Source organism: Nonomuraea sp. NPDC049378 (assembly GCF_055586745.1).
Genome location: NZ_JBVJHP010000048.1, coordinates 1 through 14,013, shown reverse-complemented (window position 1 = coordinate 14,013; position 14,013 = coordinate 1). Strand labels below are relative to the sequence as shown.

The following is a 14,013-nucleotide window of genomic DNA, read 5'->3' as shown; positions in this document are numbered from 1 at the left end:
AAAGGAATCCATCAACCGACAAACGTCGATCAACGGGGTTGTGCATCATGCACTGGCTTTTAACACACTGTTGAGTTCTCAAGAAACGCACGCGTACATCCCCGCTGGAATCTTTGACCGACTCCAACGTGGAGGCTCACACTTCGTTTCCTCTAGATTACCCTATTCGGACGATTCTTGTCAAACCGCCCGATCCGGGATCTTCCGGACGTGCCCCGCTTGGAGGCAACCCTGCTAACTTACTCCAACATCCGGCCGTTGTCCAACCGCGTGGCCGGACCGCCCGAAAGTCGGGGTTTGATCAGAGGGGTGTCGGGGTTGACTGCCCCGCCTCAAAAACTGTAGCAGCCCCGGCGGGGTCGAAGGTCCGTTCTCAGGTAACGAATAGACCTTCCCTTCGGGGCCGAGGTTCAAACCCCGAGCCGGGCGAGCTGTGCCTCGAGCCGTGCGATGTCGGCTGACGCCTGCTCGGCACGGCCCCGCACCTTGGCCACCACGTCGTCCGGTGCCTTGGCCATGAACTGCTCGTTGCCCAGCTTGGCCGCCACCTGCGCGGCCTCCTTGCGTGCGGCGGCGAGGTCTTTCTCCAGCCGCTTACGCTCGGCCACGACGTCGATGGCGCCCGCGGTGTCGATCTCCACGGACACCTTTCCGACCGTGAAACGCGCCGTGGCACTGAACGACTCCGGCGGCGCCGTGAGGCGCAGCAGCGCGCGGATCGCCGTCTCCTGGCCGGCCAGCGGCGTGCCGGCCAGCCCGAGGCGGGCGGCCACCTTCTGGCCGGGCTTGAGCCCTTGATCGGAGCGGAACCTGCGCACCTCGGTCACCAGCTCCTGCAGCGCGCCGATCTCGGCCTCGGCCGCGGCGTCGGTGTAACGGCCGTCGGCCTTCGGCCACGACGCCACGACGACGGACGCGCCGCCGGTCACGGCCCGCCACAACTCCTCCGTCACGAACGGCACCAGCGGGTGCAGCAACCGCAACAGCGCGTCGAGCACGTGGCCGAGCACGAGCCGGGTGTGCTCCCGGCCCTCACCGAGCTGGATCTTGGCCAGCTCGAGGTACCAGTCGCAGACTTCGTCCCAGGCGAAGTGATAGAGCAGGTCGGAAGCCTTGGCGAACTCGAACTCCTCGAACGCGGCGTCAACGGCCGTGACGACCGACTGCAGGCGCGAGAGAATCCACCGGTCTGCCGGGGTCAGCTCGGCGTCGTCGAGGGTGCCCACGGTGGCGCCGTTCATCAGGGCGAACCGGGTGGCGTTCCAGATCTTGTTGCAGAAGTTGCGGGACCCCGCCGCCCATTCCTCGCTCACCGCGACATCGGCGCCGGGGTTGGCGCCGCGCAGCAGGGTGAACCGCGTGGCGTCGGCGCCGAAGCGCTCGATCCAGTCGAGCGGGTCGACCACGTTGCCGAACGACTTGGACATCTTCTTACCGTACTGGTCGCGGACCATGCCGTGCAGCGCGACGACGCGGAACGGCGGCTCGCCGTCCATGGCGTACAGGCCGAACATCATCATGCGCGCGACCCAGAAGAACAGGATGTCGTAACCCGTGACCAGAACGGAGGTCGGGTAGAAGCGCTGGAGCTCGGGTGTCGAGTCGGGCCAGCCGAGGGTCGAGAACGGCCACAACCCTGAGGAGAACCAGGTGTCGAGGACGTCGGAGTCCTGGGTGTAGCCGGCGGGCGGCTCCTCGTCGGGGCCCACGCACACGACCTCGCCGCCAGGGCCGTACCAGACCGGGATGCGGTGGCCCCACCAGAGCTGGCGGGAGATGCACCAGTCGTGCATGTCGTCGACCCAGTCGAAGTAGCGCTTGGCCAGCTCGGGCGGGTGGATGCGGGTGCGGCCGTCGCGAACGGCGTCGCCGGCGGCCTTGGCCAGCGGCGAGACGTTGACGAACCACTGCAGCGACAGCCGGGGTTCGACCACGGTCTTGCAGCGCGAGCAGTGACCGACCGAGTGCAGGTAGGGTCGCTTCTCCGCGACGATGCGGCCTTCGGCACGCAGGGCGGCGACCACGGCGGGCCGGGCCTCGAAGCGATCGAGCCCCTGGAAGGGCCCGTGCGCGGTGATCACGCCGCGCTCGTCCATGACGGTCAGCGACGGCAGCGAATGGCGCCGCCCGATCTCGAAGTCATTGGGGTCGTGGGCGGGGGTCACCTTGACCGCGCCGGTGCCGAACTCGGGGTCGACGTGCTCGTCGGCGACCACAGGGATCATGCGGCCGGTGAGCGGCACCTCCACGAGCGTGCCGATCAGGTGCGCGTAACGCTCGTCGGAGGGGTGCACGGCCACGGCCGTGTCACCGAGCATGGTCTCGGCGCGCGTGGTGGCGACCACGATCTCGTCGGAGTAGCGGATCGAGATGAGCTCGCCTTCGTCCTCGCTGTGCTCCACCTCGATGTCGGACAGCGCGGTCAGGCAGCGCGGGCACCAGTTGATGATGCGCTCGGCGCGGTAGATCAGCCCGTCGTCGAACAGCTTCTTGAAGATCGTCTGCACGGCCCGCGAGAGGCCGGGATCCATCGTGAACCGCTCGCGTGACCAGTCGACGCCGTCTCCGAGCTTGCGCATCTGGCTGAGGATCCGGCCGCCGGACTCCTCCTTCCACTCCCAGACCCGCTCGACGAACGCCTCGCGGCCCAGGTCGTGGCGTGACAAGCCCCGCTTGGCCAGCTCGCGCTCCACGACGTTCTGGGTGGCGATGCCGGCGTGGTCCATGCCCGGCAGCCACAGGGTCTCGTGGCCTTTCATCCGCGCGTGTCGCGTCAGCGCGTCCTGGACGGAGTGGTCGAGCGCGTGCCCGATGTGCAGGACGCCCGTCACGTTGGGCGGCGGAAGGACGATGCTGTACGGCTCGCGTGTGCTGCCCGGGTCGGCTCGGAAGTAGCCTTCGGACACCCAGCGCTCATAGCTCCGGGTCTCGACGTCGGCCGGTGTGTATTGAGTAGGCAGCTCTGGCGTTGTCACAGTGACCAATTCTAGGGAGGCGGGAAAGCGGAACGCCCCATGGTTCGCGACCACGGGGCGTCCGGTGTGAACGGCTGCGGCTCAGGCCGACTTTTCGCGCGGGGTGCGCTGCTGCTTGGCGGCGAGCTGGTCGCGCGGGACGAGAGTCGGGATCGCGTGTTCCAGGACCGACTCGCGGGTGATGACCACGCGGGCGACATCCTGCCTGGAGGGCACTTCGTACATGACGGACTGGAGCACCTCCTCCAGGATGGCGCGCAGCCCGCGGGCGCCAGTGCCGCGCAGGATGGCCTGGTCGGCGATGGCCTCGAGGGCGCCGTCGGTGAACTCCAGCTCGACGCCGTCGAGCTCGAGAAGCTTGCGGTATTGCTTGACCAGCGCGTTGCGGGGCTCGGTGAGGATCTGGATGAGCGCCTCGCGGTCGAGGTTGTGCACCGAGGTGATGACGGGCAGGCGGCCGACGAACTCGGGGATCATGCCGAACTTGAGCAGGTCTTCCGGCATCACGTCGCCGAAGACGTCGGCGGTGTCGACCTCTTCCTTCGACCGGATGATGGCGTTGAAGCCGATGCCCTTCTTGCCGATGCGCGACTCGATGATCTTTTCCAGACCCGCGAAGGCACCGCCGCAGATGAACAACACGTTGGTCGTGTCGATCTGGATGAACTCCTGGTGGGGGTGCTTGCGGCCGCCCTGCGGAGGCACCGAGGCCGTGGTGCCCTCCAGGATCTTCAGCAGCGCCTGCTGCACACCCTCGCCCGAGACGTCGCGCGTGATCGACGGGTTTTCGCTCTTGCGGGCGATCTTGTCGACCTCGTCGATGTAGATGATGCCGGTCTCGGCCTTCTTCACGTCGTAGTCGGCGGCCTGGATGAGCTTGAGAAGGATGTTCTCGACGTCCTCGCCGACGTAGCCGGCCTCGGTCAGCGCGGTGGCGTCGGCAATGGCGAAGGGCACGTTGAGCATCTTCGCCAGGGTCTGCGCCAGCAGCGTCTTGCCCGAACCCGTCGGCCCGAGCAACAGGATGTTGCTCTTGGCGAGCTCGAGGCCGTCGTCTCTGCCCCGGTCGCCGGACTGCACCCGCTTGTAGTGGTTGTAGACCGCCACCGAAAGAGCCTTCTTCGCCTTGTCCTGACCGATGACGTAGGCGTCGAGGAACTCGTAGATCTCCCTCGGCTTGGGCAGGTTGTCCCACTTGAGCTCGGAGGACTCGGAGAGCTCCTCCTCGATGATCTCGTTGCAGAGATCGATGCACTCATCGCAGATGTAGACGCCTGGACCGGCAATGAGCTTCTTGACTTGCTTCTGGCTCTTTCCACAGAACGAGCACTTCAGCAGGTCTCCCCCGTCGCCGATGCGTGCCACCCCAGATACTCCTTTGCGTGGGACCGCCCTGCTCACGCGAGCAGTGTCTCCGGACATCCTCCGGACTAGGCCGAACCGCTCAGGTTTCGACGTTACCGTCTTCTGGGCCCTCAGTGAGCCCCCTAGCGGCGAGTCGCACCGGAACGTGCCCTCTTGGGCAGCGCTCCGGCGCGTCACGTCTCGTCTAGGAAGCCACGGCCTGAGCTCGCTTCTTCCTGGACGGGATGATGTCGTCGATCAGACCATACGCCTTCGCCTCGTCCGCGTTGAGAATTTTGTCGCGTTCGATGTCCTTGCGGATTTCAGCGGAGGACTTGCCCGAGTGCCTCGCCACGATGTCCTCGAGGAGGGAACGCATGCGAAGGATCTCGCGGGCCTGGATCTCGATGTCGCTGCCCTGGCCGCCGCCCTCGGTGGACGGCTGGTGGATCAGCACCCTGGCGTTGGGCAGCGCGAACCGCTTGCCAGGGGTGCCGCCGGCCAGCAGCACAGCCGCGGCGGACGCGGCCTGGCCGAGGCAGACGGTCTGGATCTCCGGCCGGACGAACTGCATCGTGTCGTAGATCGCCGTCATGGCCGTGAACGAGCCGCCGGGCGAGTTGATGTAGATGCTGATGTCACGGTCGGGGTCGAGTGACTCCAGCGTCAGCAGCTGGGCCATCACGTCGTTGGCCGACGCGTCGTCGATCTGCACTCCGAGGAAGATGATGCGGTCCTCGAAGAGCTTGTTGTACGGGTTCATCTCCTTCACGCCGTAGGACGTGCGCTCGACGAAGGAGGGGAGAACGTAACGGCTTTCGATGTTCATGTCAGCTCCCCTAGGAGACCGGGCCCTGCGTGGGCACCTGCCGTGCGCTGCGCACCACGTGGTCGATGAAGCCGTAGTCCTTGGCCTCTTCGGCCGTGAACCAGCGGTCGCGGTCGGAATCGGCCTCGATCTGCTCGAGTGGCTGCCCGGTGTGGTGGGCGATCCGCTCGGCCAGCGTCTTCTTCACGTAGAGCATCTGCTCGGCCTGGATGGCGATGTCTGCGGCGGTGCCGCCGATGCCGCCGGAGGGCTGGTGCATCATGACACGGGCGTGCGGCAGGCCGTAACGCTTGCCTCGGGCGCCGGCGGACAGCAGGAACTGCCCCATCGACGCGGCCATACCCATAACGACCGTGGATACGTCGTTAGGGACGTATTCCATCATGTCGTAAATCGCCATACCCGCACTTACCGAGCCACCCGGCGAGTTGATGTAGAGCGTGATGTCGCGGTCGGGATCGTCGGCCGCGAGCAGCAGCAGCTCTGCGCAGATGCGGTTGGCGATCTCGTCGTTGACCTCCTGCCCGAGAACGATGATGCGCTCGCGAAGCAGGCGCTGGTAAAGCTGGTCCTCAAGCCGGAAGGCGGAGCCGTTCTCACGGCCTCGAGACTCAGGCTGATAGAAGGTCGGCGGGCTGGTCACAGCGTCACCTTCCGATGCGTCGTAATCGATGGGCTTTGCTTGTGACCCTAACGCCCCCGGCCCACAGGTCATGCCCGGTCCCCCGTACTGTTCGCTGACGGCGCAGGTTCGAGCGAATGGTTGCCTGTTACGCTTCTTCGGCTTGTGCGGTCTTCGTCCCCTGGTGAGGCAGCACGCGTACGGCGGCCTCTCTCAGACGTCCTGAGAGGGCGTGCGCCGCGCGACGAGCGCCGGCCCGCCGTCCGCGGGGGCCGCGGGTCCTCCTGGCGCCTCACAAGCCGTCTGAGCGCTCCAGCCCGGGCCGGAGGGCGTCCGGTCACGACGGAGCCCCCGGACCGGCGGGTCCAGGGGCTCCGGTTGGCTCGGAGCGTCAGGCGTCGGCCTTCTCGCCCTCGGCGTCCTCTTCCTCGACGGCCTCGCCACCGTTGATCTCGCTGTAGATGCCTTTGAGGTCGACCTCGTTGCCCTCGGTGTCGACCACCTTGGCGGCGTCGCCGAGCACGGACTTGGCCTTGTCACGGACGATCTCGACCATGGCCAGCGTGAGCTGGTCGTTGTCGGCGAGGTGCTTGGCCAGCTCGTTGGGCTGCACGCCCATCTCCATGGCCCGGCGGACCACGAAGTTGGTCAGCTCCTGCTCGGAGACGCCCAGCTCCTCGGCCTTGACGATCTTGTCGAGCACGAAGCCGACCTTGATCGCCTTGGCGGCGCTGGACTCGAACTCGGCGAAGCGCTCCTCCTCCGTCGTCTGGTAGAGGCGGAAGAAGGCGTCACGGCTCAGGCCGCTCTCGGCCACCTGGTGGTCGAGGTTGTGCTTGCGGGCGTCGACCTCGGCCTTGAGCGCGCTGTCGGGGAGCGGGATGTCGATCTTGTCGAGCACGGCGTCGAGCGCCTTGTCGCGCGCCTGCACGACCTGGTCGATCAGCTTGTTGCGGCGAGCCTGCTCGCGGATGCTGGCCTGAAGCTCCTCAAGCGTGTCGAACTCGCTGGCGAGCTGGGCGAACTCGTCGTCGAGCTCGGGCAGGACCTTCTCCTTGACCGACTTGACGTTGATGATCACGTCTGCTTCCTCGCCGGCGTTGTCACCGCCGACCAGCTCGGTCTTGAAGCTCTTCTCCTCACCCGCGGACATGCCTTCGAGCGCGGCGTCGAGGCCCTGCAGCACGGAGCCGGCGCCCACCTCGTAGGACACCTCGCTGGCCTGCTGCTCCTCGATGTTCTTGCCGTCGATCTCGGCGCGCAGGTCCATGACCACGAAGTCGCCGTTGGCGGCGGGCCGCTCGACGCCGGTGAGCGTGGCGAACCGCTGGCGCAGCGCGTCGAGCTGGGCGTTGACGTCGTCGTCGGAGACCTCGGCGGAGTCGACCGTGACCTCGACGCCCTGGTATTCGGGGACCTCGAAGTTGGGCCGGATGTCGACCTCGGCGGTGAACTCGATCTGCTCACCGTCGTCGATCTTCGTGACCTCGATGTCCGGCTGGCTGACCGGGAACACGTCGACCTCGTCGACGGCCTGGCCGTAGAGCTTGGGCACCGCGTCGTTAAGGGTCTCCTCCAGCACTACCGCCCGGCCGAAGCGCTGCTCGATGATGCGGGCCGGAACCTTGCCAGGCCGGAACCCGGGGACGCGCACCTGCTGCGCGACCTTCTTGTATGCCGCATCCATGCTGGGGCGCAGCTCGTCGAACGGCACCTCGACGGTGAGCTTGACCCTGGTCGGGCTGAGCTCCTCGACAGCGGTCTTCACGGAATGGTCTCCTTGATCAAGCTACGAGTGATCGCGGGCGCGTCTCATCGGTTTCGGCTCACGCGCCGCGCCCACATGAGCGGTGTCGGGCATGCTCCGCCACGGCGGGATCCAACGCCGACTGCCAGTCTAGGGCAGATGCACACCCGACAACGACGTCACGACTCTCAGAACTCGTCCGCGATCGTCCGCAACAGCTCGATCGTCTCGTCCGGGGTGGTGCTCACGGCGCACAGCCGCTCCATCACCTCGGTGTATCGGTCCACGTCCTCGCGCTTGTCGAGGTAGAGCGCACTGGCGAGTTGCTCGACGTACACGACGTCCGGCAGGTCGCTGTCGGGGAAGCGCAGGATGCTGAACGCTCCGCCCTCCGCGCTGTGCCCCCCGAAGCTGAACGGCATGACCTGGATCGTGATGCTCTGCTGGCGCATCAGCTCGATCAGGTGCTCGATCTGGGCTCTCATCACCTCGGCGCCGCCGATGGGCCTGCGTAACGCGGCCTCGTCGATCACCGCCCAGAAGATGGGCCCGTCGGGTTTGTCCAGGATCCGCTGGCGTTCCAGCCGGAGGTCCACCCGTCTGGCGATCTCCTCGGCTCCGATGCCCGCCGCCCCGGCGGTCACCACGGCCCGGGTGTACTCCTTGGTCTGCAACAATCCCGGCACGAACTGGACCTCGTAGGTCCTGATCCTGGCGGCGGCCTCCTCCAGGCCGACGTACGCCTGGAACCAGGTGGGCAGGACGTCGTTGAACCGGTGCCACCAGCCCGGTTCGTTGGCGGTGGCGACCAGGTCGAGCACGGCGGAACGGGCCTGCGCGTCCACGACTTTGTACAACGTGAGAAGGTCCGCCACGTCGCGTTCCTTGAACCCCACCCGGCCCAGCTCCATGCGGCTGATCTTGGATTCGGAGCCCCGGATGAGGTGGCCCGCCTCCTCGCGGGTGACGTTGTTCGCTTCCCTGAGCTTGCGCAGTTGGGAGCCCAGGAGGATGCGCAGCGCCGTCGGCCCGGAACCCGGCTGGTTCTGCGTCACTTGCTTCCTCCTATCAAGGTCCGCACACACAGTGACACCACATCGCCACGTATGACAAGGTCTCAACCTCGTGTCCGATTCGGCGGCCGTAATCCTGACGCCGCTTGCTCCTGCACAATGCAACTGCACGTGCATTTGGGTCTTGCAGCGACCCGGCCGCGTGACCCATCATGGGTTAGTGCATATTGGGCCAAACATGCACTAACGAAGGTTCAACGGGGAGGTATCGGCAGCATGGTGGAGGATCCGCTGGCCACTGCCGATTGCCTGCAGATCACCCGCGAAGTCGGTTTCGAGCACCTTCTCATGGGCGGGAAGCCGTACACGACCTCGTGCCCGCTGCCCTTCCAGGCCGACTCGGTCAAGACCGCCAGAGACGTGACCCGCTCGACGCTGCGCGGCTGGGGCCTGCACGACCTGAGCGACGACGCCGCGCTGGTGGTGTCGGAGCTGGTGACCAACGCCATCAGGTACGCGATGTACGCGCGCGGGGGGCGGGGCATCGAGCTGCTGCTCATGCGGGTCGCACCGCACGTGTTGCTGGCGGTGGCCGACCCGAGTGACGAGGTGCCGCGGCCCAAGGAGCCCGACTTCATCTCCGAGAACGGGCGCGGCCTCTACATCGTCGAAACGTACAGCCAGTGCTGGGGCTGGGACCCGCTGGCGAGCGGCGGCAAGGCCGTCTGGGCGCTCTTCCACGCTGACGCCCCTTAGAGACCCTTCAGTTCCCGTACGACCCCCTTGACCTCCTTCCATGCATGGTCATGCGCACCTGCATGCGCATCGGCGTGACCAGAGCACTATATTGGTCATGAGTCATCAGTCATGGGGGTGGGACATGCGAGGCCAGCACGACGGGCGGGCCGACCGGATCCTCGACGCGGCCAAGGAACTGCTGCTGCGCTGGGGATACCGGCGGGTGACGATCGACGAGATCGCGAAGCTGGCCGGAGTCGGCAAGGGCACCATCTACCTGCACTGGCGCACGCGCGAGCAGCTGTTCTTCGCCGTGGCGGCCCGCGAGGCGGTCGCGATGCTGGACGCCGTGGCCGCGGCCATGCGAGCCGACCCCGACGAGATCATGCTGCACCGCTACATGCGCAGGTTCTTCCTGGAGGCGATGGGCCGGCCGGTGCTGCGGGCCCTCTTCACCAGGGACGCGGAGACGCTCGACAAGTTCCTCTCCAGCCCGGCGAGGAAACCGCTGGAGGGCACCAAGCTGATCGCCTCGCGCGACTATCTGCGGGTGCTGGCCGGGCACGGGCTGCTGCGCGCCGGGCTGCGTCCTGAGGATCTGGACTACTCGCTGCCGACCATCGTGTTCGGGTTCTTCGCGATCGAACCGCTGCTGCCCGCCGACGTGACGCTCGGGCTGGAGGAGAAGGCCGGGCATCTGGCCGACACCCTGCGCAGGACCTTCGAGCCCGAGCGGCCGTCCGCACGCGAGCCCGCCGCCGCAGAGGTCGTCGAGATCTTCGAACGACTCTCCCATGACTTCAGGGACGCCGCCTACGGAGGCAAACATGGATCATGACATCGACGGGCTGCACCACGTCGGCCACCTCGTCCGCGACATGGACCAGGCGCTGGACCGCTACCGGCGGCTCGGGTTCAGCCTGCCTGGCCCGGCCTATCCGGTGCTCGGCGAGCCTCCCGAGCCGTTCGGCGTGGGCAACACGCACGCGTACTTCCCCGGCAACTTCGTCGAGCTGGTCACGGTCGCGGGATCCGGGCGGGTGCCGGGAGACGCCAGGCTGATCCCCCTGAAAGCTCCCTCGGAGCGGCTGACCGCGCTCAAGGAGGCCGTCCGCGGCACCGCGGCCAACCTGGAGGCCTGCCTGCGACGTTTCGAGGGCGTGCACATCCTGATGTTCGACGCGCAGGACATCGACGGGGCCGCCGCGCGGCTGGCGGCGGCCCGCGTCGGGCACGGCGGCGTCCACGCCGCGCAACGCCCGGTCGAGACGGCGGACGGGACCCGGATGGAGCCCGTCCGCTACCTGGAGATCGACGGCATCGAGCCCGGCCGGGTCCCCGAAGGGCGGGTCGGGCTGGCCGCCAACGACCGCGCCTCGGCCGGCATCAGCCACCCCAACGGCGCGCACGGGCTGGTCGAGTGCGTGCTGTGCGTGGCCGACGACGCGCTCGACGAGGCCGAGCGGCGTTACGAGCGTTACCTGGGGCGTACGGCACGGCGGGACGGGCCCGTGCGCGTGTTCGAGCTCGGAGGAGAGGCCAGGGTCACGCTGGCCGCCGCGTCGGGACTGGACGAGCTGCTGCCCGGCGAGAGCGCGGCGGCGCTGCCCGGCTTCGTGGCCTACGCGGTCGGCGTGAACGACGCCGCGCGAACCGAACGCCTCCTGCGCGCCGGAGGCATCCCGCTGGGCAGGACCTCCGCGGGGGAGCTCGTCGTGCCCGCCCGCGCGGCGTTCGGCGCCGCGATCATCTTCCGCGAGACCGGCCGCCCCTAGTCGCCCTTTGCGCCGTCGATGCGTTCGCGTAGCAGGTCGGCGTGGCCGTTGTGGCGGGCGTACTCCTCGATCATGTGGACGAGGATCCAGCGGTGGGTGCAGTCGGCGCCCCTGTGTTCGCCGGCGGCGTCCAGCGGCGCGGCGGCCGAGATGGCGCGGGCCAGCTCGATCTCCTCCCGCCACGTGGCGAACGCCTCCTCGACGGAGGCGGTGTCGACCTCGTTGAAGTCGGCGTCGTTGTCGCGGTCTTTGTCCCACAGCTTGGGGATGTCCTCGCCGTTCAGCACACGACGGAACCAGGAACGCTCCACGTGCGCCATGTGCCTGACCAGGCCCAGAAGGGACAGGGTGGAGGGCGGCGCCGAACGGAGGCGCAACTGCTCGTCCGTCAGGCCGGCGCACTTGACGGCGAGCGTGCCGCGGTGCCACTCGAGCCAGGTGTCGAGGATGCTTCGCTCGTCGCCGGCCCGGGGTGGAGGAACGCGGGTGTCGGCATTGGTGTCGGTCACGCGGCCAGACTCTACCCGGCGGCCACCTCGGGCCGCGGCCGAGCCTGGAGGAGGCGGGACGCCGCCGCGCGCACGGTGTCGTCCCTGACGGTGGCGACGAAGTCGTCCGGCGTGTCACCGCACAGGTGGCTCAGCCCTGGGGTCTCCTCCAGGAGGGACCGGATGAGCGCTCGCTGGGACGTCAGGCGGCGGGGGCGGCGGCCGGCGTCCATGAGGCACCCGTGCTTGCCCGCGTAGACGAAGGCGGGCGGGAAGTGCAGACCCGGCTCCAGCGTGAGCGGGTGCGCGAGCGTGGTCCTCGTGTAGTTGGGCTCGGTGAGGTCGAGGGCGGCCAGCTGCCGCTCGTCCAGCCAGAGCACGAACAGCCTGGACGTCTCGCCGGGCGCCTCGATCGGCGCGGCGGGCACGTAGCCCGCCCTGCTCACATGGGCCGAGACGCCGGGGGCGACGCCCGGCACGTCGGCGAGCGTCATGGGAACGACGCCGCACACCCCGCGGTCGAGGAACTTCCTGCGCACCTGGCTCGGCGCGGCGTTGGATCCGACGGCGACGACGCGGTGACGAGCCGACAGCGGCCGGCAGCCCCGGTGTGCCAGCAGTGCGCTGAGCGGCTCGCCGGCCGCGCGCCACTCCCCCGGGCTGCTGCCCGCCGGCTTGAGCGGCGCGTACGCGTCGTCGAGCAGGACCCCGGAGGTTTCCGGGATCCGGCCTGGATAGGTGAGGGGGCGGGAGATCGGGTCGTCGTCGAACAGCTTCAACATGTCCTTGCCCGTGACGGGGGGCGGGCTTCACAGTCTATTTACCGCCGGGTGACGACCGTCCACAGCCGGACCGTACTCCGCCTGCGCCCCCAGGCGATCACGGCGCAGAGCACGAGCGTCGTCAGGGGCATCACCACGCCGCCACCCGACACGAACGACTCGGTCAGCGTCGCGCCCGCCATCAGCCCGACGAACGCCAGACCCGCCAGGCCGGCCAGCCGCGGCACGAACAGCGCCACCGCCCCCGCCACCTCCAGCACGCCCACCAGGACGCGGAACCAGTCTCCGAACCCGATGGCCTCGAACGTGGACCTCGCCGGCTCGACGTTCGAGAACTTCCCCATGGCCGACATCAGGAAGACACCGGCCACGACAACCTGGAGGAACCAGAGGACGGCGGAGAGGACGCGCCCGCCGGCCGCCGTACGATCGGCCTTGCTCTCTGTGGTGGTCACGGCGTTCTCCCCTGTCGATCGGCTTCCTGCTTCGACGCTAGGGGCGGACGCGGCCGGGGAGAATCGGCCTGGCTACCCGGAAGGGGTGCACATAGATGCACCCCTTCCGGGAGCCGGTACGTACGAAGGCCGCTCACCGATCCGGTGTGCGGGCAGCGTGGCGATCACCTCGGTGCCGGGAGCGGTCCCGCCGGAGGCATGTCCTGACCCGATCCTTCCTCCGGGCCATGAACGCTACACATACTGGAGTCGTCGCTGATTCCGGCGAAGAGTTGAGTCGCTCCCACCCGCTGCTGGACGGAGTAGTCACGATGAGAACCGGCCTCGTCTCCGCGGCTGTCGCATTCGCGCTTGTCGCCTCACTCGCCACCGGGTGCCGTTCGGAGTTCCTTCCCAGCGAATCGCGTGTAGCTCCAGAACTCATCGCTGACCTGCGAGGTACGGGAAGGGTGCTGGCGGCCACCACGACCGAGTGGTACTGGGACGGCCTCACTGAGATCACGGACATCCTCGTGGTGGACGTCGGTGGGTCGAGCTTCCGTGAGGCCCTCGACAGGGCGCTGGGCATCCTTCGAGCGCGCGGATGGAAGGCTGAGAACCCGCCGAACCTTTGGCGTACACACTTGCAGTCGGACACATGGGTCAACGCATACATCGCAGTTGAGCCGCTGATGAACTACGACGTAGCGACTTCAGATGGGTTCAACGAACCACTCGATGCGTCCAACATGATTCTTTTCAAACGCCTGTCTGAGCAGAACACGTCCGGACATCTGGTGGTCTTGGAAGCGGAACGCCGGACGGCCACGTGAGGAGGTGCTGGCGGCCGGCCGCCCCGCCGCGGCATCGAACGGCTGCATGAGCAGACGGAAGCCGTTCCGGACGCGGGCGGGAACAATCACGGGGCGCACCGAAGCGTCGGACGATGATGATCGCCATTGGGCGAGGCCACAGCAGCACAGCCGTGACCGAAGCTTGTCCACCGCAAGCAGATTCGACCTCTCGTGCAGTCCGGAGCTCTCGCCATGGACCGTATCTTCGGCGCCTCGACCCTCAGCAGTGACGCGGCATGTCACTCACTTGCGACGCAGAAGGCCACTCCCCGTCCTGGGGAGTGGCCTTCTTGCTGTTCGTGCTGGTCGGGGCGACAGTGTGCTGGTTCAGGACATAGGAAACCCATGTCGCAGGACATAGGAAACCTCGGCCGAACGTGTCTCGGGACATAGGCAACCATCGCGATCATGA

At 67.6% G+C, this 14,013-nt stretch carries 13 protein-coding genes; 4 read left to right on the top strand and 9 right to left on the bottom strand.

The genetic code is table 11. The annotated features are described in order from the left end of the window. Positions 1-410 precede the first annotated feature (410 nt). The 6 genes from ACZ6SA_RS48935 to ACZ6SA_RS48910 all read right to left on the bottom strand — a co-directional run bounded on the left by ACZ6SA_RS48935 (position 411) and on the right by ACZ6SA_RS48910 (position 8,572). A complete protein-coding gene (locus ACZ6SA_RS48935; protein WP_465836328.1) occupies positions 411-2,984 on the bottom strand; it encodes a valine--tRNA ligase in 2,574 nt (857 codons plus the stop codon). A 72-nt stretch (positions 2,985-3,056) separates the two neighbouring features. Beyond that, positions 3,057-4,340, bottom strand: coding sequence for an ATP-dependent Clp protease ATP-binding subunit ClpX (gene clpX, locus ACZ6SA_RS48930; RefSeq protein WP_132516300.1), 1,284 nt, complete (start codon positions 4,338-4,340; stop codon positions 3,057-3,059). A 184-nt stretch (positions 4,341-4,524) separates the two neighbouring features. Further along, the gene (locus ACZ6SA_RS48925) at positions 4,525-5,148 is read right to left on the bottom strand and encodes an ATP-dependent Clp protease proteolytic subunit (protein WP_132516299.1); all 624 of its coding nucleotides are present in this window, start codon (positions 5,146-5,148) and stop codon (positions 4,525-4,527) included. A 10-nt stretch (positions 5,149-5,158) separates the two neighbouring features. Beyond that, the gene (locus ACZ6SA_RS48920) at positions 5,159-5,791 is read right to left on the bottom strand and encodes a ClpP family protease (protein WP_132332989.1); all 633 of its coding nucleotides are present in this window, start codon (positions 5,789-5,791) and stop codon (positions 5,159-5,161) included. Positions 5,792-6,161: 370 nt separating this feature from the next. Next, complete coding sequence (gene tig / locus ACZ6SA_RS48915) at positions 6,162-7,538, bottom strand: trigger factor (RefSeq protein WP_465836325.1); 1,377 nt, start codon at positions 7,536-7,538, stop codon at positions 6,162-6,164. A 167-nt stretch (positions 7,539-7,705) separates the two neighbouring features. Continuing rightward, the gene (locus tag ACZ6SA_RS48910) at positions 7,706-8,572 is read right to left on the bottom strand and encodes a helix-turn-helix domain-containing protein (RefSeq protein ID WP_347648986.1); all 867 of its coding nucleotides are present in this window, start codon (positions 8,570-8,572) and stop codon (positions 7,706-7,708) included. A gap of 234 nt (positions 8,573-8,806) precedes the next feature. On the opposite strand from ACZ6SA_RS48910, the gene ACZ6SA_RS48905 reads away from it, so the two are divergent. From ACZ6SA_RS48905 to ACZ6SA_RS48895, 3 genes are all read left to right on the top strand, one after another. Further along, positions 8,807-9,286, top strand: coding sequence for an ATP-binding protein (locus ACZ6SA_RS48905; protein WP_347648987.1), 480 nt, complete (start codon positions 8,807-8,809; stop codon positions 9,284-9,286). 97 nt (positions 9,287-9,383) lie between these two features. Further along, positions 9,384-10,106: a TetR/AcrR family transcriptional regulator gene (locus tag ACZ6SA_RS48900; RefSeq protein WP_465836322.1), complete on the top strand. Its 723-nt coding sequence runs from the start codon at positions 9,384-9,386 to the stop codon at positions 10,104-10,106. Further along, positions 10,096-11,043: a VOC family protein gene (locus ACZ6SA_RS48895; protein WP_465836320.1), complete on the top strand. Its 948-nt coding sequence runs from the start codon at positions 10,096-10,098 to the stop codon at positions 11,041-11,043. Before ACZ6SA_RS48900 ends, ACZ6SA_RS48895 begins: the two co-directional genes overlap by 11 nt. Here ACZ6SA_RS48895 and ACZ6SA_RS48890 read toward each other — a convergent pair. The 3 genes from ACZ6SA_RS48890 to ACZ6SA_RS48880 are packed head-to-tail and all read right to left on the bottom strand — an operon-like array spanning position 11,040 to position 12,768. Then, a complete protein-coding gene (locus ACZ6SA_RS48890) occupies positions 11,040-11,552 on the bottom strand; it encodes a DinB family protein (RefSeq protein WP_347648990.1) in 513 nt (170 codons plus the stop codon). The two genes, ACZ6SA_RS48895 and ACZ6SA_RS48890, sit on opposite strands and share 4 nt — an antisense overlap. Before the next feature lie 11 nt (positions 11,553-11,563). Next, positions 11,564-12,313, bottom strand: a complete 750-nt coding sequence (locus tag ACZ6SA_RS48885; protein ID WP_347648991.1) for a hypothetical protein — start codon at positions 12,311-12,313, stop codon at positions 11,564-11,566. A gap of 38 nt (positions 12,314-12,351) precedes the next feature. Next, a complete protein-coding gene (locus tag ACZ6SA_RS48880; RefSeq protein ID WP_347648992.1) occupies positions 12,352-12,768 on the bottom strand; it encodes a DoxX family protein in 417 nt (138 codons plus the stop codon). Positions 12,769-13,079: 311 nt separating this feature from the next. Here ACZ6SA_RS48880 and ACZ6SA_RS48875 point away from each other — a divergent pair, with 311 nt between their 5' ends. Next, positions 13,080-13,580, top strand: coding sequence for a hypothetical protein (locus tag ACZ6SA_RS48875; protein WP_465836317.1), 501 nt, complete (start codon positions 13,080-13,082; stop codon positions 13,578-13,580). The last annotated feature ends 433 nt before the right edge of the window (positions 13,581-14,013 follow it).